This is a genomic window from Nitrosomonas sp. Is35 (assembly GCF_033063295.1).
Taxonomy (GTDB): domain Bacteria; phylum Pseudomonadota; class Gammaproteobacteria; order Burkholderiales; family Nitrosomonadaceae; genus Nitrosomonas.
In genome coordinates this window covers 1,688,379-1,713,298 of sequence record NZ_JAWJZH010000001.1, presented here as the reverse complement: position 1 = coordinate 1,713,298, position 24,920 = coordinate 1,688,379, and the positions used below count along the sequence as shown (strand labels likewise).

General features: G+C 48.2%; 24 protein-coding genes and 1 pseudogene. 19 read left to right on the top strand and 6 right to left on the bottom strand.

Translation table 11 applies throughout. The annotated features are described in order from the left end of the window. Positions 1-10 precede the first annotated feature (10 nt). From R2083_RS07930 to R2083_RS07885, 10 genes and pseudogenes are all read left to right on the top strand, one after another. On the top strand, positions 11-3,169 hold the full coding sequence (locus R2083_RS07930) for a multidrug efflux RND transporter permease subunit (RefSeq protein ID WP_317538084.1): 3,159 nt from the start codon (positions 11-13) through the stop codon (positions 3,167-3,169). Between the two features lie 68 nt (positions 3,170-3,237). Continuing rightward, positions 3,238-3,774, top strand: a pseudogene (locus R2083_RS07925) (shikimate kinase); the annotation flags it as partial. Positions 3,775-3,834: 60 nt separating this feature from the next. After that, entirely contained in the window at positions 3,835-4,932 is a 1,098-nt protein-coding gene (aroB, locus tag R2083_RS07920) for a 3-dehydroquinate synthase (protein WP_317532063.1), read from the top strand. Further along, positions 4,929-6,050 carry a deoxyguanosinetriphosphate triphosphohydrolase gene (locus tag R2083_RS07915; protein ID WP_317538083.1) on the top strand — a complete coding sequence of 374 codons (1,122 nt, stop codon included), beginning with the start codon at positions 4,929-4,931 and terminating at the stop codon, positions 6,048-6,050. The genes aroB and R2083_RS07915 overlap by 4 nt, the downstream gene beginning before the upstream one ends. Before the next feature lie 151 nt (positions 6,051-6,201). Next, positions 6,202-7,275 carry a uroporphyrinogen decarboxylase gene (gene hemE / locus R2083_RS07910; RefSeq protein ID WP_317538082.1) on the top strand — a complete coding sequence of 358 codons (1,074 nt, stop codon included), beginning with the start codon at positions 6,202-6,204 and terminating at the stop codon, positions 7,273-7,275. A gap of 31 nt (positions 7,276-7,306) precedes the next feature. Beyond that, positions 7,307-8,002 (top strand): response regulator transcription factor, encoded by a 696-nt coding sequence (locus R2083_RS07905; RefSeq protein ID WP_090449262.1) that lies wholly within the window; start codon positions 7,307-7,309, stop codon positions 8,000-8,002. After that, complete coding sequence (locus R2083_RS07900; RefSeq protein WP_317530611.1) at positions 7,977-9,251, top strand: HAMP domain-containing sensor histidine kinase; 1,275 nt, start codon at positions 7,977-7,979, stop codon at positions 9,249-9,251. Before R2083_RS07905 ends, R2083_RS07900 begins: the two co-directional genes overlap by 26 nt. 297 nt (positions 9,252-9,548) lie before the next feature. After that, the gene (locus R2083_RS07895; RefSeq protein ID WP_317530612.1) at positions 9,549-10,505 is read left to right on the top strand and encodes a sodium-dependent bicarbonate transport family permease; all 957 of its coding nucleotides are present in this window, start codon (positions 9,549-9,551) and stop codon (positions 10,503-10,505) included. 48 nt (positions 10,506-10,553) lie between these two features. Next, complete coding sequence (locus tag R2083_RS07890) at positions 10,554-10,871, top strand: P-II family nitrogen regulator (RefSeq protein WP_317530613.1); 318 nt, start codon at positions 10,554-10,556, stop codon at positions 10,869-10,871. A 154-nt stretch (positions 10,872-11,025) separates the two neighbouring features. After that, on the top strand, positions 11,026-11,820 hold the full coding sequence (locus R2083_RS07885; RefSeq protein WP_317530614.1) for a lysophospholipid acyltransferase family protein: 795 nt from the start codon (positions 11,026-11,028) through the stop codon (positions 11,818-11,820). Here R2083_RS07885 and R2083_RS07880 read toward each other — a convergent pair. From R2083_RS07880 to R2083_RS07870, 3 genes are read right to left on the bottom strand one after another with little or no spacing between them, the layout of a single operon-like run. Further along, positions 11,771-12,574 carry a symmetrical bis(5'-nucleosyl)-tetraphosphatase gene (locus R2083_RS07880; protein WP_317538081.1) on the bottom strand — a complete coding sequence of 268 codons (804 nt, stop codon included), beginning with the start codon at positions 12,572-12,574 and terminating at the stop codon, positions 11,771-11,773. The two genes, R2083_RS07885 and R2083_RS07880, sit on opposite strands and share 50 nt — an antisense overlap. A gap of 20 nt (positions 12,575-12,594) precedes the next feature. Next, positions 12,595-13,401 (bottom strand): 4-hydroxy-tetrahydrodipicolinate reductase, encoded by an 807-nt coding sequence (gene dapB / locus R2083_RS07875; protein WP_317530616.1) that lies wholly within the window; start codon positions 13,399-13,401, stop codon positions 12,595-12,597. A 20-nt stretch (positions 13,402-13,421) separates the two neighbouring features. Continuing rightward, positions 13,422-13,892: an outer membrane protein assembly factor BamE gene (locus R2083_RS07870; RefSeq protein ID WP_317530617.1), complete on the bottom strand. Its 471-nt coding sequence runs from the start codon at positions 13,890-13,892 to the stop codon at positions 13,422-13,424. Positions 13,893-13,942: 50 nt separating this feature from the next. On the opposite strand from R2083_RS07870, the gene fur reads away from it, so the two are divergent. Together fur and R2083_RS07860 are read left to right on the top strand one after the other, a co-directional pair. Next, the gene (gene fur / locus R2083_RS07865; protein WP_090316694.1) at positions 13,943-14,383 is read left to right on the top strand and encodes a ferric iron uptake transcriptional regulator; all 441 of its coding nucleotides are present in this window, start codon (positions 13,943-13,945) and stop codon (positions 14,381-14,383) included. A 97-nt stretch (positions 14,384-14,480) separates the two neighbouring features. Then, positions 14,481-15,659, top strand: coding sequence for a lytic murein transglycosylase (locus tag R2083_RS07860; RefSeq protein WP_317538080.1), 1,179 nt, complete (start codon positions 14,481-14,483; stop codon positions 15,657-15,659). Between the two features lie 48 nt (positions 15,660-15,707). On the opposite strand, the gene R2083_RS07855 is transcribed toward R2083_RS07860, so the two are convergent. Further along, positions 15,708-16,694 (bottom strand): malate dehydrogenase, encoded by a 987-nt coding sequence (locus R2083_RS07855; protein ID WP_317530619.1) that lies wholly within the window; start codon positions 16,692-16,694, stop codon positions 15,708-15,710. 316 nt (positions 16,695-17,010) lie between these two features. On the opposite strand from R2083_RS07855, the gene R2083_RS07850 reads away from it, so the two are divergent. The 5 genes from R2083_RS07850 to dapD all read left to right on the top strand — a co-directional run bounded on the left by R2083_RS07850 (position 17,011) and on the right by dapD (position 21,684). Beyond that, the gene (locus tag R2083_RS07850) at positions 17,011-17,790 is read left to right on the top strand and encodes a DUF5995 family protein (protein WP_317538079.1); all 780 of its coding nucleotides are present in this window, start codon (positions 17,011-17,013) and stop codon (positions 17,788-17,790) included. Between the two features lie 107 nt (positions 17,791-17,897). After that, entirely contained in the window at positions 17,898-18,233 is a 336-nt protein-coding gene (locus R2083_RS07845) for a DUF4156 domain-containing protein (RefSeq protein WP_317538078.1), read from the top strand. 538 nt (positions 18,234-18,771) lie between these two features. Next, positions 18,772-19,470: a hypothetical protein gene (locus R2083_RS07840; protein WP_317538077.1), complete on the top strand. Its 699-nt coding sequence runs from the start codon at positions 18,772-18,774 to the stop codon at positions 19,468-19,470. 154 nt (positions 19,471-19,624) lie between these two features. Then, a complete protein-coding gene (gene dapC, locus R2083_RS07835; protein ID WP_317538076.1) occupies positions 19,625-20,821 on the top strand; it encodes a succinyldiaminopimelate transaminase in 1,197 nt (398 codons plus the stop codon). Positions 20,822-20,859: 38 nt separating this feature from the next. Further along, positions 20,860-21,684 (top strand): 2,3,4,5-tetrahydropyridine-2,6-dicarboxylate N-succinyltransferase, encoded by an 825-nt coding sequence (gene dapD, locus R2083_RS07830; protein ID WP_317530624.1) that lies wholly within the window; start codon positions 20,860-20,862, stop codon positions 21,682-21,684. A 68-nt stretch (positions 21,685-21,752) separates the two neighbouring features. On the opposite strand, the gene R2083_RS07825 is transcribed toward dapD, so the two are convergent. Beyond that, positions 21,753-22,040: a BON domain-containing protein gene (locus R2083_RS07825; RefSeq protein ID WP_317530625.1), complete on the bottom strand. Its 288-nt coding sequence runs from the start codon at positions 22,038-22,040 to the stop codon at positions 21,753-21,755. A gap of 247 nt (positions 22,041-22,287) precedes the next feature. After that, entirely contained in the window at positions 22,288-23,247 is a 960-nt protein-coding gene (gene miaA, locus R2083_RS07820) for a tRNA (adenosine(37)-N6)-dimethylallyltransferase MiaA (RefSeq protein ID WP_317530626.1), read from the bottom strand. A 16-nt stretch (positions 23,248-23,263) separates the two neighbouring features. Between miaA and R2083_RS15395 the strand changes: the two genes are divergently transcribed. Next, positions 23,264-23,641 carry a twin transmembrane helix small protein gene (locus R2083_RS15395; RefSeq protein WP_411172461.1) on the top strand — a complete coding sequence of 126 codons (378 nt, stop codon included), beginning with the start codon at positions 23,264-23,266 and terminating at the stop codon, positions 23,639-23,641. Between the two features lie 59 nt (positions 23,642-23,700). Beyond that, entirely contained in the window at positions 23,701-24,912 is a 1,212-nt protein-coding gene (locus tag R2083_RS07810; protein WP_317538988.1) for an NAD(P)/FAD-dependent oxidoreductase, read from the top strand. Positions 24,913-24,920 lie beyond the last annotated feature (8 nt).

The window sequence follows — 24,920 nt, the reverse complement described above, 5'->3', positions numbered from 1 at the left end:
AATTGCATTCATGGCTCAATTTTTTATTACCCGGCCGATTTTTGCATCGGTATTGTCGATCATTATCGTTTTAGCCGGATTGGCAGCGGCTACGCAATTACCGATTGAACAATATCCGAAAATCACGCCGCCGACGGTTATCGTAACCGCCACCTTTCCGGGCGCGAATGCCGACACCATGATCAAAACGGTGGCTGCGCCGATTGAGGAAAAACTCAGCGCCATTGAGGGTTTGCTGTATTTCAGCTCCAGCGCGGATTCCAGCGGGCGGCTGACCATCACCATTACCTTTGAAATCGGCACGGACATAGACCGCGCTACATTCAATGTCAGTAATGAAATCAACACGGCATTGGCGCGTTTGCCCGATGAAGTGAGACGTTCGGGTATTACCGTGCAGAAGCGCTCAAACGATCTGCTGCTGGTTTTTGCCGTGACTTCAAAGGATCCCAAACATACCACGCTGTTTCTGAGTAATTTCATCACCAATAACCTTCTCGATGATTTGCGGCGTGCAACCGGTGTAGGCGAAGCGCGGATTTTCGGTGCACAGGATTACTCCATGCGCATTTGGCTGCGGCCCGACCGGATGGCGCAGCTGGGCATTACCACCAGCGATATCGCGAATGCCGTCCGCACGCAGAATGCGCAGCAGGCCGTCGGTAAAATCGGCCAGGAGCCTGCGATTGCGGATCAGCAATTGGTCTATACCGTAACCGCAAAAGGCCGGTTATTGGAACCGGAAGAGTTTGAAAATATTATCCTGCGTTCGGATGGACCGCGCGGCGTGCTGTATCTCAAGGATGTGGCGCGCATTGAACTGGGCGCGCAGGATTATTCCGCGCAAACACTGCTGAATGGTGAACCGGGTTTGGGAATCGGTATTTTCCTGCGTAGCGGCGCCAACGCGCTGGAAACCGCTGCGGCTGTGAAAACCCGCATGAACGAACTGAAGCATTTTTTCCCCGAGGGGCTGGAATACTTTATTTCATATGACACCAGTGTATTTGTGAAAGCGTCTATCTGGGAAGTGGTGAAAACGCTGGGTGAAGCGATGCTGCTGGTGGTTCTGGTGGTGTATGTGTTTTTGCAAAGCTGGCGGGCGACGCTGATTCCGATTATTGCCATACCGATTTCCTTGATCGGTACGTTTGCCGGATTGTGGTTGCTGGGGTATTCGATCAATACGCTGACGCTGTTTGCAATGGTGCTGTCGATCGGCATTGTGGTCGATGATGCGATTGTCGTGCTGGAAAATATCGAGCGGTTGATGTCGCAGGAGAATCTGTCGCCGATCGATGCCGCCATCAAGGCGATGCAGCAAGTATCGAGTGCGGTGGTGGCGATGACGATGGTTTTGGCGGCGGTTTTTATTCCGGTGGCTTTTCTAGGTGGTATTGCCGGTGAGCTGTACCAGCAGTTTGCCGTGACGGTCGCGGTTGCCGCGGTGATTTCCGGGATTGTGGCATTGACTCTGACGCCAACACTGTGCGCGGTATTGTTGCGATCCTCTCATCAGCACTCGGTTTTTTTTAATTGGTTTAATGATCATTTTGAGCGTGTGCGCCGGTTGTATGTCGATATGGTCAGTTTGAACCTGCGCCATTCCGGCCGGAGCATATTGCTGTTTGTGGTGATGATTGCCGGTCTGGCTTATCTGGTGAAAAATATTCCGGATAGTTTCGTGCCGCCGGAAGATCAAGGTTACGTGATTGCGGCGGTCATCCTGCCCGATGGTGCAACACTGGCGCGAACCACCAAGACGGCCAACGCCATCAGTACCGAAATGGGCAAGGAACCCGCCGTGGCTTTTCAGTTTGCCGTGAATGGACTGGATTTCATTGGTGGCGGTAATAAAACCAACGTATCGACCATGTTTGTGCGCTTGAAAGATTGGTCGGAACGCACAACGACTGCACCCGAAATAGTCAATAAGCTGTTTATGATCGGCGCACAGCAGCCGGATGGCCTGGCGATCGCGTTTAATCCGCCGGCGATACGCGGCCTGGGAAATACCGGCGGTTTTGAATTATACGTGCAGAGCCGTACCAATTCGGATACCGCGCAACTGGCGGGTGTCGTCAATGAGTTCATGCAGGCATTGAAGCAAGATCAAAGGCTGGCGACGGTGAATACTTTCTTGCGCTCCTCGGTACCACAATATTTTGTCGAAGTCGATGAAGCCAAAGCGATTACACAAGGTGTTTCCATTTCGGATATCTATGCCACGCTGCAAAGTACTATGGGATCATTTTATGTGAACGACTTCAACCGCTCCGGGCGGACTTATCGCGTGCAATTGCAGGCGGAAGCGGCTTATCGCATGACAGCGGAAGATTTAGGGAAAGTGTATGTGCGCGCGCAATCCGGGGCGATGATTCCCTTGTCGGCGTTGAGCAAGGTGAAACATATTGCCGGTGCGGAGCAATTGGAGCGGTTTAATGGATTATTGTCGGCCAAAATAGTCGGCAGTGCGACACACGGTGTCAGTTCCGGTGAGGCGATTGCGCTGGTTGAGCGTATTGCCGCCGAGACGCTGCCGGAAGGATATCAAATTGCCTGGACCGGTACCGCATTTCAGGAAAAGAAAATGGGTTCGGCGGCAATTTTCGCTTTCAGTTTGGCGGTGGTGATGGTTTTTCTGATTCTTGCGGCGCAATTCGAAACCTGGGCTTTGCCGCTGGCGGTCATCATGGCGATTCCATTTGCGATGGTAGGCGCGCTGGTGGCGATTTTGCTGCGCGATATGCCCAATGATATTTATTTCCAGATCGGTATGGTGACGTTAATCGGCTTGACCGCAAAAAACGCCATTCTATTGGTTGAATTCGCTAGCCAGAAAATGAAGGAGGGCGTCAGTATTAAAGAAGCGGCGATTCAATCGGCGCAGTTACGTTTCCGGCCTATTGTCATGACGTCGATGGCGTTCATACTGGGCGTGGTACCTTTGGTGATCGCCACCGGCGCAGGTTCGGCGGCGCGCCAATCGATGGGAACCGGTGTTTTTGGCGGGATGATTATGGCCACTTGTGTGGCGACGATATTCGTACCGTTATTTTTTTCCTGGTTTGTGCGCAATCAGAAAAGCCTGCAAGCTGAAACCCGGCAGAATGCGGCGCGGCAACCGGCAACATTATCTTATAAACCCATCAAGAAGCCCCGGGAGTAGTTTATTGGCAGCGCTGAAACCGTAGGTGCCCCTGCGAACGGAATGCGAATTCGGCTACAATCGCACCTATGAATTTAAGCAAAACGAAAATACTGCAACCCATTCAGAAAAAACTGGGGAACACCAATATCATTCTGGTCGGTATGATGGGGGCCGGAAAAACGACTATTGGCAAAGCCTTGGCGAGTTCATTGGATAAGGAGTTCGTCGATTCCGATCATGAGATTCAGGAACGTACTGGGGTAAAAATTCCGGTCATTTTTGAGATTGAAGGTGAAGCCGGTTTTCGCAAACGGGAATCGGAAGCGCTGCTTGAGTTGAGCCAAAAACAGAACATCATTTTAGCGACCGGCGGCGGCGCCATTCTGAATGCTGAAAACCGGCAATTGCTGAAGCGCAGTGGCATTGTGATCTATTTACGCGCATCGGTTAACGATCTGTACCGGCGCACCCGCCATGATAAAAACCGGCCATTGCTGCAAACACAGAATTTGTATGCCCGGTTGAATGAACTCTATGTGCAACGCGATGCGCTGTACCGCGAAACCGCGCATGTCATTATCGACAGCGGAAAACAAGGTGTGCGCTTTTTAGTGCAAAAACTGATTAACAAATTAATATCGATTGATTTCAACACTATTATGCAAGGTGACCAGAGCAACATTATGCAAACCATTACGGTTGACTTTACTCCGTCAGCGGAAAAGCGCAGTTACCCGATTCATATCGGACACGGTATTCTGCAGCACATTGATTTGATCGTATCGTGCTTGCCGCAAAAGCGCGTTGCTATCGTCAGCAACTCTACCGTGGCGCCGCTCTATCTGGAGAAACTGCAAACCGCGCTGGAAAAGCAGGGGGTTCGCGCGATGCCGATTATTCTGCCGGATGGGGAGGCGCATAAAAACTGGGAAACGCTCAATATCATCTTCGATGCACTGTTAAAAAATCACTGCGAACGGAATACCACGATATTGGCGCTCGGTGGTGGCGTGGTTGGCGATCTGACCGGATTCGCGGCGGCGACTTATTTGCGCGGCGTGCCTTTTATTCAGATTCCGACGACACTGCTGGCGCAGGTGGATTCATCGGTGGGCGGTAAAACCGGCATCAATCATCCGCTGGGTAAAAATATGATCGGCGCTTTTTATCAGCCGCTGATGGTGTTGGCGGATAGTGCGACGTTAAATACCTTGCCCGATCGAGAGCTTCGAGCCGGGCTGGCGGAGGTCATCAAGTACGGCTTGATCCGCGATCCGGCCTTTTTCGATTGGCTGGAGCAAAATATGCACCGCTTATTGGCGCGCGACCCGGTGACCTTGAACGAAGCGATTCAGCGCAGTTGTGAGAACAAAGCGGAAATCGTCGCCGCGGACGAAAAGGAAAAGGGTATCCGCGCTTTGCTGAATCTGGGACATACTTTTGGCCATGCGATTGAGAACGGCATGGGATATGGCGTCTGGCTGCATGGCGAAGCCGTGGCAGCCGGTACGGTCATGGCAGCGGAATTATCCCGGCGCATGAAGCTGATCGGCGAAGCCGATGTTCAGCGCATCCGCAAGATTTTTATCCAGGCCGGATTGCCGGTTGTCGCGCCGAAAATGCCCGCGGAGAAATATTTGGAGCTGATGTTGCTGGATAAGAAAGTGGAATCTGGAAAAACGCGCTTTATCGTGCTCAATCGCATCGGTGAAGCGGTGATGCGCGCGGATATCGCAGCCGCCATTCTGAACGAAACTATCCTGGCTTGTATCGCGGAATGAGTCATCGGGTTGCTTATGCCGTGTCTTCTGAAAATTCGCGCGGGCGGGCGATTCATGAAGAATTGGCGAGCGGGCGCAGTGAGTTTCAGCGCGACCGCGATCGCATCATACATTCCGCCGCTTTCCGCCGTCTGGAATATAAAACCCAAGTATTCGTCAATCATGAAGGCGACTTGTTCCGCACGCGTCTGACGCATAGTTTGGAAGTGGCGCAGATCGGGCGCTCGATTGCGAGAAACTTGGGATTGAATGAGGATCTGGTCGAAGCCATCACGCTGGCGCATGATCTGGGGCATACGCCGTTTGGGCACGCCGGTCAGGATGCGTTGAACGACTGCATGCGCGATTTCGGCGGTTTTGAACATAACCTGCAATCCTTACGTGTGGTTGACGTGCTGGAAGAGCGTTATGCGGCTTTTGACGGTCTGAATCTCTGCTATGAAACGCGCGAGGGAATAATCAAACATGTGGCGAGGAAAAATATTCCCAAGCTGGGTTCATTAGGCGAACGTTTTTTGCAGCATAAAAGACCTTCGCTGGAAGCGCAGCTGGCCAATTTCGCCGATGAAATCGCTTACAACAATCACGACATCGATGATGGGCTGCGCTCCGGTTTAATCACATTGGAACAGTTGCAAGAAGTGTCGATTTTTTCGCGCCACTTGCAACAGGTGCACGATAAATACCCCGTGCTGCCGGAACGCCGAATGGTTTATGAAACAATCCGCAGCATGATCAATACATTGGTCACCGATCTGACCCGGCAAAGCACCTGCAATATCAAGGATGCCGGTATCGAGGGGCTGGCCGATGTGCATGCAGCGCCGCCACTGATCGGTTTTAGCCAGCAGATAAAGCTGGAGCAGCAGGAGTTGAAGAAATTTTTGTTTGATAATTTGTACCGGCATTTTCGTGTGGTGCGGATGAGTAACAAAGCGCGTCACACAATCGAGCGGTTGTTCGCGGCATTCAGCACGGAAGTGCAATTGCTGCCGGTCAAGTATCAGAAAAAATTTGTACAGGAAGGACACCAGGCAATTGCGGATTATATTGCCGGGATGACTGATCGCTATGCGATCAAAGAATATCAGCGCTTATTTACCATCGCGGAAAGTTAATTTTTCAGCGTTTGTTAAAGTGCCGGTTGCCGCATTTGCCGGATTAGCAATATACGTGATCGCTATTCGCTGGTAATATTAACGATTGAAAAAAGGCCTGATTCTGGATAGAAGCAGCCTTTCAAAAGAAAGATAAAACATAGGCTTTTTAATGACAACACTCAAGAATGATACATTTCTACGCGCATTACTGAAACAACCCGTTGAATACACGCCTGTCTGGCTGATGCGGCAAGCAGGCCGCTATCTGGCGGAATATAACGCTACCCGGGCACGCGCCGGGGACTTTTTATCCTTGTGTAAAAATCCTGGATTTGCGACTGAAGTTACCCTGCAGCCGTTGGCTCGTTTTCCTTTGGATGCCGCCATATTGTTTTCGGATATTTTGACCATACCAGATGCGATGGGACTGGGGTTATATTTCGCCCAGGGCGAGGGACCGATGTTTAAACATCCGCTGCGCGAGGAAAAAGAGATTCGCGCATTGAAAGTTCCGGATCCTAATACGGATTTACGCTATGTCATGGATGCGGTTTCGGAAATCCGCAAGGCATTGGATAACCGTGTGCCCTTGATCGGCTTTTCCGGCAGCCCCTTTACATTGGCGTGTTATATGGTGGAAGGGCGGGGTGGTACGGAATTCCGTGAAATTAAAACCATGCTGTATCAGCGTCCGGAGTTGCTGCATCATATACTGGATGTGAATGCAAAGGCGGTGATCGCTTATCTGAACGCGCAAATTGAATCCGGTGCGCAGACGGTTATGATTTTTGATACATGGGGCGGCGCGCTTTCGCATGCGGCTTACAAGGAATTCTCGCTGCGCTATATCCAGCAAATTATTGCCGGATTGAAAAGGGAACACGATGGCGTACGTATTCCCAGCATTGTGTTTACCAAGGGAGGGGGACTGTGGCTGGAAGCCATTGCGGACATTGGCTGCGATGCAATCGGATTGGATTGGACAATTGATATTGGCGATGCGCGGCGGCGTGTGGGCAATAAAGTTGCTTTGCAGGGAAATTTGGATCCGTCGGTGCTTTTTGCATCTCCGGAAGTCATCACTGCAGAAGTAGCAAAGATATTGGCCAGTTATGGCAACGGCAGCGGCCATGTGTTTAATCTGGGCCATGGCATTTCTCAGTTTACGCCGCCGGAAAATGCAGCAGCCCTGGTGGATGCTGTTCATACCTTAAGCCGTGAATTCCATGCGGTAAGAGGTTAACAAGAATTAAATCATTACTGCAGGTGGCTGTATGCATATACTGATTATTGAAGACGATTTGGCGATTGCCGCCAATCTGTATGATTTTCTGGAGTCCCGGGGGCATACGGCGGATGCGGCTGTCAATGGTGTAGCAGGACTTCATCTTGCAGTGACACAGCGATTTGATGCCATTCTGCTGGATCTGGGATTGCCCGGCATGAACGGTATGACGTTGTGCCGGAAATTGCGCCAGGAATCGCAGATCGATACGCCGATTCTGATGCTCACTGCTCGAGACACGCTGGAAGATAAACTGGCGGGCTTCGAACAAGGGGCGGACGATTATCTGATCAAACCCTTCGCGCTAAAAGAGGTTGAAGCGCGTTTGCTGGCAATGCATAAACGCTATGTCGGTAAAGTTGCTAACCGTACATTGGAATTTGACAAACTTTCTTTTGATCCTAAAACACTTTCCATTCGTTTTGAAAACAAAAACGTCAAGCTTCCGCCTAAGTGCATCCGTCTATTGGCCTTGATGATGAGCGAACCGGGTAAAGTATTCAGCCGGGAAGAACTCGAATTGGAGGCATGGGAGGATGTTCAGGAAACCAGTGATACGTTGCGTAGCCATATGCATATTTTACGGCGCGCACTGACCAAAGCTGGCGGATATGATCCTATTGAAACGGTTCATGGACTTGGCTACTGCTTAACTTCTCGTGCACAGATTTCCGATAGAACGTAGCCTGCGCTACCGTGTCGCTGTGGCATTGGCGACATTCAGTATTTTTACTGTAGGCACCTTGTGCATCATTCTTTATTTTGCTTCCGACAACATCGAGGAAGCGCATATTGAACAAGTGATTAAGATGGAAATGGATCATCTTGTTCAACGCTATCAAAAACACTCGGATTTTATTTCCCAGGTTGGTTCACATCTGAAGAGCTACGTCGTCCATAATATGGAGGAGGAGCTGCGGCTTCCCGCCTATTTGCGGGGGCTGAACCCGGATTATCATAAAATCTATTACGGAGTGGATGATTTTCATGTCTTAGTGCATGCCATCGGTGAAGTGAAGTTTGTGGTGGCCTATCGCATTACGTTACATAAGCAACGTTTGCAGGAACTTAGACTATTGATTGTGTTGTCATGGCTTGTCGTGGTTGCGATCGCTTTTTTTGTGGGTTATTTACTGGCCAGAGTGCTGGTTCAGCAAGTGACGGACTTGGCGGAGCGAGTCAATCGATTAGCCCCGGGTGATGTTCAACATGGGCTTTTGGCTCAACAGGATATGGACGAGGAAGTTGCCCAGCTTGCGCGAGCACTGGATGATTATCAGAATCGGATTAAACGGATGTTGCAGCGTGAACAAGAGTTTACGGCGAATATCAGTCATGAATTAAGAACTCCGATTACGACCATTCTGACCAGCTGTGAATTGCTGATCGCTGGCGCTGACATTCCAATTAAAGCCTACCATCGCGTGAAGATGATCGAAGCAGCTGCCGCCCGTATGGGGGAGCAACTGCAAGCTTTGTTGTTTCTAGCACGAGAGCAAGCGTTGGGTGTCATTGAAACTGTTGCTGTGGCGGAATGTGTTTATGACGCCGCAGATCCATTATGTGTCGAGATTGCCAGGAAAAACCTTACTTTTGAGGTTCTAATTGCGCCGGATGTTGTGCTGACGGTCAATCGTCAAGCATTACATACGACATTAATGAATTTGATTCGTAATGCTGTGCAATATACTCAGAAAGGTTATATCCGGATCGAATTTAATAATCGGCGGCTATCCGTTTCGGATTCCGGTATAGGAATAGAACCAGCCTATTTGCCGCTGCTCTACGAGCGGTTCTTCCGCGGTTCGACGCAAGGAGAAGGGCTGGGGATAGGGCTTGCGATTGTTAAGCGGATTTGCAACCACTACGGTTGGAGTATCGAAGTCGATAGCACGCCAGGAAAAGGCACGACTTTTCATATCATTTTTCCTTAATTATTTAGTAAATAACATTTCATTATCTTCACGATTTCTTCACATTTCCTGTGTTAACGTTTCCGTGTGAAAGGCAATTCACTCAGGGGTTTCCAGATCTAAGACGTGCGCTACTTGTGTCACAGATTTCCTAGATTCTTACTTTTTGTAAAATCTCGGTTTTAACGAAATGGATTTCCCCAAGAAACCTCACGGTTTCCTGGAATATTTGTTGCGTTTTTAATCTGCGGCATCTTCTTGGATGCTGTTTGTTAAAGATTTTTATAAACTATATAACTAATAAATAGGGAGTGTTGAATGACTACTATACAACCAGTAGTTTTCTTTTTTGTTGCGGGGGTCTTGGCAGGTGTCATTAAATCTGACTTGAAAATCCCCGAAGCGCTGTATAAGAGCTTAAGTCTTTTTCTGTTAATCGCTATCGGTTTTAAAGGTGGCGTATCAATGGCTAAGTACGAGATTATGGAAGTACTACCCATTGCCGCTTCTATGGTTGTTTTAGCAGCATTGATTCCTTTAACCGCATATCCGATTTTAAGATTCCTTGGTAAATTCACCCAGGCGGATGCAGGTGCTATATCTGCACACTATGGTTCGGTGAGTGCGGTAACTTTTGCCGTGGGTGTGGCTTTCCTGGCGGCGAAGGACGAGCCTTCCGAAGGTTATATGGTTCTCATCATGGCGCTGATGGAGATTCCTGCACTGGTAACCGGTACAGTTTTGGCGCGCGCGGGTGCTGGCGGTGAAAAAACCCAGTGGGGCAAGTTGATGCACGAAATTTTGACCGGTACCAGTCTTTATCTATTGATTGTTGGCGTACTGATCGGTTATTACGCAGGCGTGGTTAAGCTGGTGTCACCGTTGGATAAAATGTTCATGGATTTATTCATGGGCGTTTTGGCATTTTTCCTGCTGGAAATGGGGCTGCTCGCAGCAGCACGGTTGAAAGCGGTGGTTGACAAAGGGATTTTTATTGTAGCATTTGGTATTCTGTTTCCATTAACAGCCGGAATGTTTGGCGCCTATTTGGGTTGGATATTCGGTTTGTCAGAAGGTGGTACGATGTTGCTGGCCGTGTTATATGCCAGCTGCTCTTATATCGCCGCTCCCGCAGCGATGCGCATTGCCGTACCGGATGCCGATCCTGCGTTGTCGATTGGCGCTTCTTTGGGCGTGACCTTCCCCTTTAACATCTTTATCGGTGTACCGATTTACTGGGAAATGTCGCATTGGTTCCATGGCATTGCAGTTTAAAAACTATTGCCGTTTATTTAATAATTATCTGACTTTTCGGGAAAAAATATGAATAATTCAATCGCAATGAAACGATTCGAGATTGTTGTTGGTATTGAACAACTTGAACAATTGACGGAATTGTTAGAAAAATGCTCAGTGCGCGGTTACACTGTTCTTAAACAGGCTGGTGGGCTCGGATCACGTGGTGTACGCGATCCTGGCGATGTTTTGATGGAACAGGAGAACGTGATGGTTGTTCTTGCCTGTAAAGACGAGCAAGCACAAAAGATTGCCAGTGAATTGAGACCTGTGCTGAAAAGCTTGGGTGGCATGTGTCTGATTTCGGATTGCCTGTGGCTTGAAGGACCGGCTGTTTCTTATTAGTTGTTGATGTTTTTTGTATAGATTCACTGTTTAGTTTCTGTAATACACGCAAAAAAATCTTGCGTGTATTACAGTCCTCTGAGTTTTTTTGCAAAATAATGGTAGAGTAGTTGCAGCAACCATTATCAAGGCAGTTCCTCTGCACACTCTCTGCATGCAAAAAAATACACCACTGCTATTGCGTATCATCCGCCTGACTCATTTACTACTGCACGTTATTTCAGGCTTATTGCAATCGATTGTTTATCCCTATTTTCCTTTATCGATTCAGCGCACTATGATGCAACGCTGGGCGACTGGATTATTGTCCACTCTTGCGATCCGGTTGCATTGCCACGGTAGATTACCTACGGCGGATATGCCGAGGGTATTGTTAGCAGCTAATCACGTATCCTGGCTGGATGTTTGTGTTTTGATGGCGGCATGCCCGACTCGTTTTGTCGCCAAAGCCGAAATTAGCCGCTGGCCTGTCTTAGGCTTGCTAAGCCGGAATGCCGGTACACTGTTTATCGAACGTGCAAAACGGAGCGATACGCTGCGTATCAATCAACAAATCAGTGATGTGCTGGATAAGGGAGAGCGAGTAACGATATTTCCTGAAGGCACTACAACGGATGGCACACAGATCAACCATTTTCATGCCTCATTGCTGCAAGCGGCTGTCACTGCTGATGCCATGCTGTATCCGGTTGCAATTGGCTATCGCAATAGCTTCGGCGGTATTTGCAAGGAAGCCGCTTATATCGATCCCTCATTGATTTTGTCGTTGCAAAAAATTCTGAGTCTTACAAGTATAGATGTAGAGCTGACATTTGATTCGCCGATTCCCTGCGGCATGAAAAACCGGCGGGAATTGGCGCGTTTGTCTGAACAAGCGGTTGCGAATGCTTTATCGCTGCCTATTGCGCACAAGGAATCTGAAAAACTTTCCGGTCTTCCAATCGGATAGCGGACAACTGACCTCCCCATACACAACCACTATCCAATGCGATTAAATGATCCGTGATGTGCAGTCCTAATCCGGACCAATGGCCGCAAATGATGGTGGTGCTCTGACTGATCCGGTGCGGTACGCTGAACCATGGCATATAGCCGTCCGGAATGGATTGCAGATTACCTTTAAAAGCGAAATTCATCCGCCCGTCCGGCGTGCATACGCGCATGCGTGTCATTGCATTGATGATGACCCGAAGCCGGATATAACCGGTCCAATCGTCTTGCCAGTAATTGGGCTCGTTACCGTACATCCGTGCGAATAGCTCATGGTGATCGTCGTGACGTAACGCAGTTTCAACTTCACGAGCAAGTTGTCCGGCTTGTGCAATAGACCACGATGGCAATAATCCGGCGTGCACCATGGCATACTGGTCTTCAACGTGAAATAATTTTTGCTGCCGCAGCCAATGCAACAGCTCATCACGGTCAGGTGCGTCGAGAATTAGTTGAATCGTGTCGCTGGGATGTATTCTGGCCATTCCCGCCGCAACCATGAGCAAATGCAGATCATGATTGCCGAGAACCATGCGTACCGTATCACCGGCCTGTTTGATACAACGCAACAAGGGCAGTGAATTCGGGCCGCGATTAACGATATCGCCTACCAACCAAAGTTGATCATGGGCGGGATCAAAGCGAATAATTTCGAGCAGTTGCTGAAATTCAGTGAAGCAGCCTTGTAAATCACCGATTGCATACGTTGCCATGAAAATAGCGGTACAGAATGTTAACGCAAACCCAGTACATCCTGCATATCGAACAAACCATTGGGCTTATCGGCAAGAAAGCGCACGGCGCGCAATGCGCCCATGGCAAAAGTCATCCGGCTGCTGGCTTTATGGGAAATTTCCACGCGTTCACCGATACCGGCAAACATAGCAGTATGATCACCGACAATATCGCCGGCACGAATAGTCGCGAATCCGATAGTTTCCGGTTTTCTTTCACCGGTTACGCCTTCTCGGCCATACACTGCCACTTTACTTAAGTCTCGTTTCAATGCATCGGCGATGACTTCACCCATGCGTAACGCGGTACCGGATGGTGCATCCACTTTATGGCGGTGATGCGCTTCGACGATTTCAATATCGTAGCCTTCATTGAGCACTTTCGCGGCGATTTCCAATAATTTGAAAGTAACGTTCACACCGACACTCATATTGGGGGCAAATACGATGGCGATATCTTGAGCGGCTTGTTGCAGTAAAGCTTTTTCTTCCGGCGAGAAGCCGGTGGTGCCGATCACCATTTTTACACCCGCTTCCCGGCACACGGAGAGATGGGCAAGGGTACCTTGGGGGCGCGTGAAATCGATTAAATGATGGCAACTTCTCAGGGCTTGCGCATAATCGCTGACAATAGAGACGCCGCAATGCGCGCCGATTAACTCGCCGGCATCCTTATTCAAATAAGGGCTGTCAATTCTCTCCAATGCGGCTGCAAGCTGCATATCGGGTGCTTGTGTCACGGCTTCCAGCAAAGTGCGGCCCATGCGGCCGGAGCTTCCGGCAATAGCGATTTTTTGCGTAATCATTTTTTGCAATATTTTGATAATTAAGGTTTTATGGAGACTGTGCTGGGTACGTTACAAAGATCGTCATCATCGTCGGGTACCATTTCTTTTTGTCCGGCTTTTTGCTCTGTTTTTGCTTGAGCCGGTTTGGGTTTTATGGGATCTGGAGAACTCGCTAAGTAATTTTCAATACTGGATAAGTTATCATCTACAAAGAAAAGAGTTACCCGTTTTTGTTCAACGAGATCACCATGCTTACGAAAAAGATAAACATAATCCCAGCGATTGTCACGGAAGGCATCCATGATGAGCGGGGATCCTAAAACAAAAAGCACTTGGGATTTGGTCATGCCGGGTTTTAGTTTTTCCAGCATTTCTTCTGTCACAACATTACCTTGCTGTACATCGATTTTATAGAGAACATGAGGAAGCAATGAACATCCTGTCAGCAGCAAGAAAGCGATCAATACGGAAAATTTTGCAACCATTTTGTTGATATTATATGTTTCCAAAGTGAACACAGCATATGATACAGTAAATAATTTTCCAGGCAGAGATAACCATGGGTAACTTCGACGATCTGAAAAGTATTGATCTCAAAAATATTGGTCTTAAAACAACACTGCCCAGACTTAAAATATTAAATTTATTTGAGCAAAGCAGTGTGCGTCATCTGTCGGCGGAAGATGTGTATAAAGAGCTGATCAGCGAAGGCGAAGATATTGGGCTGGCTACTGTCTATCGCGTTTTGACACAATTTGAGCAAGCCGGATTATTGGAGCGGCATCACTTTGAAAGCGGTAAAGCCGTGTTTGAGCTGAAAGGAGATGGCCATCATGATCACTTGGTATGTCTGCAATGTGGCCGCGTAGAAGAATTCTACGATGCTGAAATTGAGAAGCGGCAGATAGCCATAGCGAAAGAACGCGGTTTTACGCTGCAAGAGCACTCGTTGTCACTTTATGCGGATTGTACGAAGCAGAACTGTCCGCACCGAAAATAATATGATACCAGCAGCCATTCCTCATCACTTGAGAAATCTATTTCGTTTCGTGCAAAAGCGCAGCTGGCGGAAAACAGGATGGGGTGCGGCATTCATAATGTTAACGTGCGCAGCACAGTCGGTCTATGCCGATGACAGCGGTTTTGGCGAATGTATTGCCCGAATGAAATCGCAAGCGCGCCTGGAAGGTATTTCCGATAACACAGTCAATCAAGTGCTGAGTAAGGTCAAACGTTTACCACGTATTATTGAGCTGGATCGGCGCCAACCCGAATTCACGCAAACATTTGCAAATTATTTCACGACCCGGATCAACGAAGAGCGCGTACAGCGTGGCCGGGATTTGTATGCCAAACATCATGTTTTGCTGAATCAGATTCAACGGGAAAGCGGTATTCCGGCACAATTCCTAATTTCCTTCTGGGGACTGGAAACCAGCTATGGCGGTCATTTTGGCGACTGGTCTGTGCTCGATTCACTAGCAACGCTGGCTTGTGACACGCGCCGGAGCACTTTTTTTACTCAAGAGCTGCTCAACGCCATGCGGATTGTCGATGCGGGCGATATCACCGCGGAACGCATGATCGGTTCCTGGGCAGGTGCGATGGGGCATATGCAATTCATGCCATCGACTTTTTTGCGCTATGCCAAGGATGTCGACGGAGACGGACGGCGCGATCTATGGGGCAGTATTCCCGATGCGATGGGATCCGCGGCCAATTTTTTGCAGCAGTTAGGCTGGGTTCCCGGTTTAAATTGGGGGCAAGAAGTGCTTTTGCCGCGATCCTTTGATTACTCGCTGGCAGGGCGGGATCAAATGCTGAGTTTGGAAGAGTGGACAAACTTAGGAGTCACGACGACTTCGGGAGCGCCATTGGCGCCGTCGGCACAAAAAGCAGCGTTAATCATTCCTTCGGGTTATCAAGGCCCTGCATTTCTGGTGACCAAGAATTTTTATATCATCATGCGTTGGAACCGTTCCGAGTTTTATGCGTTATCCGTTGGACACTTGGCGGACCGCATCGCGGGTGCGGCTCCTTTATTCCGCGCGCCACCGGTGGATTCGGCAAAAATATCCCGGGAACAAGTGCGTCAGCTTCAAATGGATTTAACCACGCTGGGAATTGATGCCGGAGAAGCCGATGGCATATTAGGTTCAGCCACCCGCAAGGCAATCAGTCTTTTTCAACAGAAAACGCAACGTATTGCGGATGGGCATTTGGATGCGGGAATATTGATTGCCGTTCGCGAAGCGGCTAGCATCGGATCGCGCTAAAGCGCTCAACAAAGCGGATTGCAATTTCTTATCGAGTAGTGCTGCGGTTTAAGCCAGTAAGTGCTTGATCGCTTCTTGTTCGGCAACGAGTTCCTGATAACTTTTTTGCATTCTTTCCCGGTCCGATGGACTGATTTCCAATCCCTCGACAATTTTATATTGACCGTTTTGACAGGTCACGGGAAAACTGTAGATGACGCCTCGTGGTATATCGTAGCTGCCATTAGAGGGCACACCCATCGATACCCAGTCTCCTTCCCGGGTGCCAAAAATCCAATCCTGCATGTGATTGATAATGGCATTGGCCGCGCTAGCCGCGCTGGACTTGCCGCGGCGCGCTTCAATAATGGCTGTGCCCCGTTTTTGCACGACCGGAATGAAATGATTTTCTATCCACGAAGGATCGGTAATTAAAGAGGAAACACTAGTGTTCCCAACGGTGGCATGGCTTAAATCAGGAAATTGCGTATTGGAATGATTTCCCCATACGATCATTCGTTTGATATCCGATACCGGCACGTGAAGTTTTAACGCGACTTGCGACAACGCGCGATTGTGATCCAGTCTCAGCATCGCGGAGAAGTTGTTTGGATTGAGATCAGGGGCGTTTTTTATCGTGATATAGGCATTCGTGTTGGCGGGATTGCCAACGACCAATACTTTGACATCACGTTTTGCAGCAGCATTAAGTGCCCTGCCATTTTGGATGAAAATGGGACTGTTGGCTGCCAGCAGATCCTTGCGTTCCATATTTTCCCCGCGCGGACGTGCGCCCACGAGCAAAACAATATCCGCGTTATTGAATGCGACTTCGGGATTATCCGTGGTGACAATTCCGCTTAGCAACGGAAAAGCACAGTCATATAACTCCATGACGATACCATCAAACAATGGTTGTGCGTCGGTAATGTCATGTAATTGCAGAATAACCGGCTGATCTTTGCCAAGCATCTCGCCTGCTGCAATGCGATATAACAGGTTATAACAAATCTGTCCGGTTGCGCCGGTAACAGCAATTCGAATAGGCGGTTTCATTTTTTTCCAATCCTCGAAAAGCCACCAATAAGACTGGAAAATTGGCGGTATATGGGGAAAAGTGAACAGAATTATACTTGCAATCAGAGTCACGCGGAAGAGCAAGTTTGTTTATCAAAACAAGATTGCGATAGTGTGTTGATTGCATAACAAAATAGTGCCCAGTAACCAGCAAGGCCAAAGTTACAGCGTAGGATTCGGCGCGCAGCTTATGCGGACTGACCGGTCAGCACGCGAAGTTTATTCGCATCCGTGACTTGCATCACGGCAAGCATTGCGTATGATGCGAAAGTTCATAAATTTGTTAGGAGATGTCATGGCAGATACCAGCTTTCCTTCCGCGATAGCGACCCCCGCGGCTACAATCGATGAAGTGATCGTGCAGCTAACTGCCATCGTTGAGTGGTCGAAACAGAATAATTCCCGCATGGGTTACTTTGCTGCTCTATACCGTAAGGTCACGATACAAGTGAAGCAAGGGATTGCAGAAAACTACTTTGATGACGGTCCGCGCATGGAACGTCTCGATGTGATCTTCGCCAACCGTTACATTCATGCATGCTATCTATACCAGACTGGGCAAACACCGACAAAATCCTGGATACGCGCATTTGAGGCGACGCAACATTGGTGGCCGATTGTGTTACAGCACTTGCTGCTCGGCATGAATGCACATATCAATCTGGATCTGGGAATCGCCGCGGCGGAAACCGTACCGCCAGGAGAATTGCAAAACCTCAAAGGGGATTTTGAGAAAATCAACCAAGTATTGGCGGGTTTGGTTGGCGGTGTGCAAAGTGAACTGGCGGACATATGGCCTATTTTGGGGTTGCTCAATCGCTTTCTCGGCAGTGTCGAAACCGCCATCATCAACTTCAGCATGGAAAAAGCGCGCGATGCCGCCTGGTCATTCGCGGAAAAACTATCGCCTTTGTCCGAAGTGCAGCGTAAACAAGCTATTGTTGAAAAAGATGTCATGATGGCATTGTTCTCAAACGTGATTTCCCACCCGGGTTTTTACGGATCACTGATTATCGGCATCATTCGCCTGGGCGAACGGGGAACAACGCGTCAGCGCATTGAAATTCTGGAATGATGCGCCGGTGTGTGTTCAAGACTATTTGCAGCTAATGAAGGATAATAATTCAAAGCGAAACAGCAGCCATCTGCTTAAATCTTATTGCCTAATACAGGAGCCATCCCATGAAAATAATCTTTACCGCTATTGGTAGCATTTTAATACTGTCTTCCTGCGCGTGGGTGCAAGTCACACCGCAAGGCGAGGGTGTGCGCCTGGTGCAATCGGCTAAAGCGGTCGAACCCTGCAAACGGCTGGGGAAAGTGAATTCAAAAGTAGTCAGCCGTGTCATATTCAGCCGCGACGCAGACAAGGTAGCCGAAGAATTGGCCGACCTCGCACGCAACGAAGCGGCATTGATGGGGGGCGATACGATCATCCCCATTTCGGAAATTGGCGATGGCAGACGCAGTTTTGCTGTTTATCAGTGCTTCCAACCCAAACGCACGGATATGAATTAACTTCCTTTTGTGGCCAGCAGAACAAGTGGTTGTCCCGGATACGTTGCATGATTGCGCGTTGATCCGGGTTTGTAAGAGGGTGATTCCCAATAAAAAGGTCAAATGGATAATGAAATCCATTTGACCGGGAAATAGCTTCAGCTTTATCTGCGATAAGTTGAAGCGCTGAGCAGAAGAGGAAGAAAGGAGATTCGGTTCTGCGTTCTAGCCATTGCAGTATCCAATAATTGCTCCCCAATGTATGTGATTTTTGCCACAGCGATGCGCAAGCATTCGTCAGTTAGATGAATACCATAATACGGAACTGAAATTATGCTTGCCGGCCGAGCCGCAATGGAAGTATGCCTGTCGCGCGAAACCACAGTCACATTCAATTGGGTGTATTGTGCTGTGTTTTTTACCATACCAGTGGTGCTCGTTGAGTGTGCCTGGATTACCGGGAAAAATAGATTTTCGTTCATACTGCGTTACCTTTTCCTTCGATAAACTGATGCCTTCCTATACACGATCATTCAATAGCCACATGGGGAAGTTAATCATGAAATCGATGAGCTACAAAGGTGTTGAAATCATGCTTTTGCTGATGGTTACATCGATACCGCAGCCGGGTTTTGCCGGACCCTTTCTGATGGCCGCTGAAGGCTATGTCTATGGCCAACTCAGCAATGTGCGTCAAGAAAGAAGTATTAACCAGGTTTACGTTGGAGAAATTTCACTCGGGCATGAGAGTTTTTCGAATATCGGTTCAACGCATTTGTGGCAATTCTGTTTTGAGAAAAACCGGTATGAGGAAATTGAAAGTTTTATCGGTAAGAATGTGGTCATTGAGTTTAAATTTCCAAAAAGCAATGATTTGTTATCTTGTGCACAACCGAATGAATTACTGGAAATTTACCTGGTCGATCAGGATTCTTCATGGGAGCAGAAGCATTTTATTGGCGATATCCATACTTCCGATCCCGAGGTGTCACGCGGAGTCAAAATCGGCAGAATTACCAATCTGACCAAAAATAAGAATATGAGCCGGATTTATTATATGACGATGCAGATTGGCCGCGGCGGTAGTAACTTTCATCAGTTCATGATCGATGATCACGATCTGTATGATTTTGCGATCAACGCATTAAAAAATGCCGCGTTGGTGAAAGTACATTACAGCGATCGCAGATCATACGGAAATGCCTACGGATTAGGTCTCAGATCGATTGTTGCGGAAATCGAAGTCATCGATCGATAAACTCGATAGGTCAATGGAGTGGATTGCGGTTTTTTATGCGGCACAAGTTGGTTATTCTCATGCGCCCGTTTTATAATCCGCGCATCGCAACTAATCTAATCTTTCTGGATGAACGGAGCAAATGCAAATAGCTGAGCACTGCGTCCAATAACGTATGAATCCAAATCTGAATCTACTGCAACCTTATCCATTCCAGAAACTGCGGCAACTATTTGACGGCGTGACACGTAATGCGGCACTAAAACCCATTGAGCTGCAAATCGGCGAGCCGAAACATGCAACACCCGGTTTTATCCGCCAGGCATTGGCGGGTAATCTGGATGGTTTGTCGACTTATCCGACGACATTGGGGATACCGGCGCTGCGCAATAGTATTGCGGCATGGGCCAAGCGGCGTTATAACCTTGCAGGAATCGACCCGGAGACTGAGGTCATTCCGGTCAACGGCAGCCGCGAGGCGCTGTTTTCTTTTGCGCAAACCGTGATCGATAGCAGCAACGCCAAGCAACCGGCGGTGGTTTGCCCTAATCCGTTTTATCAGATTTACGAGGGTGCTGCATTTCTGGCGGGCGCTGAGCCGCATTTTATTAACACCTTGCCGGAAAATCATTTCAAGCTGGATTATGGTCAATTACCGGAGGCGGTATGGTCGCGCACGCAATTGATTTATGTGTGCTCACCCAATAATCCGACCGGCAGCGTGATGACGCTGGACGATTGGCGGGCGCTATTTGCATTGTCGGATCGTTACGGTTTCGTGGTGGCTTCGGATGAGTGCTATTCGGAGATTTATTTCGATGAAAAGAACCCGCCACTCGGCGCGCTGGATGCAGCGCAGCAATTGGGGAGAACCGGTTTTCCTCGCTTAGTGGTGTTTAATAGCTTATCAAAACGCTCGAATGTGCCGGGATTGCGTTCCGGTTTCGTGGCTGGGAATGCGCAATTGCTGGAAAAATTCCTGCTGTACCGCACCTATCATGGTTCGGCGATGAATCCGGCGGCTCAAGCAGCCAGTGCGGCAGCATGGGGCGATGAAGTGCATGTCATAGAAAACCGCCGTTTATATGCGCAGAAGTTTTCCGATGCCATTGCGGTGTTATCGGGTACAACCGAAGTGCAAATGCCGGATGCGAGCTTTTATTTGTGGATTAAAACACCGATCAGCGATACCGAATTCACCAAACGGTTGTATCAAGATTATAATGTGACGGTGCTGCCGGGCAGTTTTCTGGCGCGTGACGCGCATGGTGTCAATCCGGGGAAAGATTTTGTGCGCATTGCGCTGGTTACGTCACCGGAAGAATGCATTGAGGCCATGGAAAGAATTAAGCGTTTGTTGCAAACACTATGATTCGACAAAGTTGAGAATTAAATTACAGGAAAAATTAAATGACGAATGAATTGCAGGCCACTATTGAAGAAGCTTTTGATCGCCGTGCGGAGATTACTCCGCGTAATGTCGATGCCAAATTGAAAGAATCGGTTACTCAAGTTCTTGCGATGCTGGATGGCGGTAAATTGCGCGTGGCTGAGAAAATCAGTGGCGAATGGGTGACGCATCAGTGGTTGAAGAAAGCAGTGCTGTTGTCATTTCGCATCGAAGACAATAACTTTATCAAAGGCGGTTTTTCCAATTATTTTGACAAAGTACCATCGAAATTCGCGGATTACAGCTCGCGGGATTTCCGTGATGGCGGTTTCCGTGTTGTGCCGCCTGCTGCCGTGCGTAAAGGCTCGTTCATCGCCAACAACGTTGTGTTGATGCCGTCGTATGTCAATATCGGTGCGTATGTCGATGAAGGTACGATGGTCGATACCTGGGCTACGGTTGGTTCGTGTGCGCAAATCGGTAAGAATGTGCATTTATCCGGCGGTGTCGGTATCGGCGGTGTATTGGAGCCAGTGCAGGCGAATCCGACGATTATCGAAGATAATTGTTTTATCGGTGCGCGTTCGGAAGTTGTGGAAGGCGTTATTGTCGGTGAAAACTCAGTGATTTCGATGGGTGTTTACATTGGCCAAAGCACGAAAATTTATAACCGTGAAACCGGCGAAGTAAGCTATGGCCGTATCCCGCCCGGATCGGTTGTCGTCTCGGGCAATTTACCCGCTGAGAATGGAAAGTACAGCTTGTATTGCGCGGTGATCGTCAAACAGGTAGACGCCAAGACCCGGTCAAAAACGGGTATCAACGAGTTGTTGCGTGGTATTTGATCTGATTAAAGATTCCAATAGAACACAATAAAAAATCCCCTGAACGGGGATTTTTTATTGATGGGTATTTATCTGATAGTCACTTGGTTGTCGACTTTTTTCACGCCGTCCACGATCCAGGCGTGCATGTTGATGCGCGTGACCTGATCTTCGTTACTAACGGCGCCTTTTAAGGCGACATTGCCGTCTTGTACTTTAATATCGATGTTGGCGCCTTGTAACACAGGATCCGATTGTATCGCCTGTGTAATGCGCGCGAAAATGGTCGAATCGTCATAAACCGGGCCGGACGGCGGTGTGATCCAGGATTCGTGTGTTTTTTCGGCGTAGTTTTCACAGCCGATCAATATAATCATACTTATCAAGAGTATGATTAAAGTGAATAAATGAATGCGCATTTGCATAATGTTTCTATCCTATCGATGATTTCCTGAAATTAAATTCGAGTATTGTTAAATACGACGAAAGCGTTATGTCATGTTATTTTTAGTGCGGTATGATATTTATCCCTTGTCGTAGTATGGAATCATAACGCTACAAGCCGCAGCTAGACAAGCCGGTTTATGCAAAAAGTATCGAGAACAAGCGTTTTCCCATACTACATCAATTTTTTTCAATCGTTGCTTGCAAAAAATGTTGTACGTGCGCGGACAAATTGTTAGCCAGGCAATCGAATTCTTGCACTGTACTGGTTTTCATGCCGCGAAGCCAGGTGAGCTGACGTTTGGCCAATTGGCGGGTGGCGGCTATGCCCATATCATGTAATTCAGTGCTGGTTATTTCGTTATCCAGGTAAAGACAGGTTTGACGATAGCCGACGCAGCGCATCGCGGGTGATTCAGTACCGAGTGAAGAAAATTTACCGCGAATTGCTTGAACTTCATCGACAAGACCATGCTTCAACATCGTTTCAAAACGATGTGCGATGCGCAGGTGCAATTGACTCCGTTCACTAGGAATGAGTGCGATGTTGATGGCCCGGAAAGGAAAATTACTTTGCCGGGGTGTTTTTAGAATTTCGGACATCGGTTGTTGTGTTAGGTGGCATACTTCAAGTGCGCGCTGAATCCGCTGACTGTCGGTGGGCTTGATTCGTGCAGCAGTTTCCTTATCCAGTTCCGCAAGCTTTTGATGCATGGCTGGCCAGCCCAGTTCTTGCGCCATGTTTTCCAGTCTCTGGCGAAGATCCGGGTTAGCGGAAGGCAACGGAGAAAGACCTTCCTGCAGAGCCCGGAAATACAGCATGGTGCCGCCCACCAATAATGGAATCTTATTGCACCGGGTTATGTCATGCATGATGCGAAGCGCATCCTGTTGGAATTGTGCGGCAGAGTAATGCTGATCCGGATCGATCAGATTGATCAGGTGATGCGGTATTTTGTTCAGTGTCGCCTGATCGGGTTTTGCGGTCCCAATGTCCATTTGGCGATACACTTGCGCGGAATCCACGCTGATAATTTCAACTGGGAAATTTTCCGCGATATCCAAAGCAATCCGGCTCTTACCACTGGCGGTCGGACCCATCAAGAAAATAGCAGGTGGCAACCCGAATGAATTTTGCATTGCTATGATGTGGTAGTTGGATGAAAAAAGTCAGGCATCGGTTAAAGAAACAATAGCTTTGGGGATGCCATGGATTATTGTCGTTTTATCGTTAAATAGCCATTGGACAATCAGTGAAACTCGGCTAAACTTTGGTGAATTTAATTTTTCTAGGAACAAACCATTGAAAATCTTTGCTGCCGTATTATTTATCCTCATATTATATAGTCTAGGATCTGCACTATATTACATGTATAACGATAAAGGTAACTCCACGCGCATGGTCAAATCTTTGAGCATCCGTATTGGTTTGTCGCTTTTTTTATTTATTGTCATGATGATATCGTACCGTTTGAATATGGATACTGACTGTCTGGATATGGCAGCTGATTGCTTGGATATGGTTACTGATTAAAATGATTGCAGTATTCAAGGAATATTGATGCGCTTGTTGTATCAGTGGCCTTGAGAAAAATTTCCAAAGATGTCGCCATCATCGGCGCAGGCGCGGCCGGCATGATGTGTGCGATTGAAGCCGGTAAACGAGGCCGCAGCGTCATACTGCTCGATCATGCGCGAAAGCTGGCTGAAAAAATCCGTATTTCCGGCGGTGGCCGCTGCAATTTCACCAACAGGCATGCCACTGCGGAAAACTATCTTTCCGCTAATCCGCATTTTTGCCGTTCCGCATTAGCTCGTTTTACACCGCAAGATTTTATTGCACTGATTGAAAAACATGGCATTCGCTATCATGAAAAAAAATTAGGGCAATTGTTTTGCGATAACAGCTCGCAACAGATCATCGATATGTTGCAGCATGAATGTGCGAAGGCTGGTGTGGACTGGCAAATGCCTTCCCAAGTACAGCGGATTGAACGCGTTTCTGACAGTATCGATGAACAATACGCCAAGAACAAATTCCTGATCACAACCGAATGCAATATCGTTGCTGTGGATTCACTGGTCATTGCGACGGGTGGCTTATCCATTCCGCAAATTGGTGCCAGCGCATTGGGTTATCGAATAGCCGATCAATTTGGTATTCGTGTGACATCGTTACGTCCTGGTTTAGTAGGCTTGACTTTTAGCGCCGGAGATTTTGCAGGTTTTAAAGATATTTCGGGAATATCAGTCGAGGCCGCCGTCAGTTGCGCTGGTGTTTCGTTTCGTGAGAATGTTTTATTTACTCACCGGGGCTTAAGCGGTCCGGCTATCCTGCAAATTTCTTCCTATTGGCAAACGGGTAAACCCTTGCATATTGATTTATTGCCACAGCAGAATGCACAACAGATTTTCTTGGAATATAGGCAAAGTGCATTGATGCTATCAAATTTGCTGGCGCGCTATTTGCCCAAACGGTTTGTACAGATCTGGTGTGTGGCGAATTTTGCTGAGCTGTCGATCATGACAAAACCAATGAATCAATTTCGTGACAATGAATTACGTCAAGTGGCGGATAGAATTCATGACTGGCAAATTGTGCCCAGTGGAACAATCGGCTATAAGAAGGCGGAAGTAACATTGGGTGGTGTCGATACGCATGAATTATCTTCTAAAACAATGGAATCCAGGAATGTACCGGGATTATATTTCATCGGAGAAGTGGTTGACGTCACCGGTCAGCTGGGTGGATATAATTTTCAATGGGCTTGGTCATCAGGGTATGCAGCTGGTCAGGCTGTTTGATTGATAAG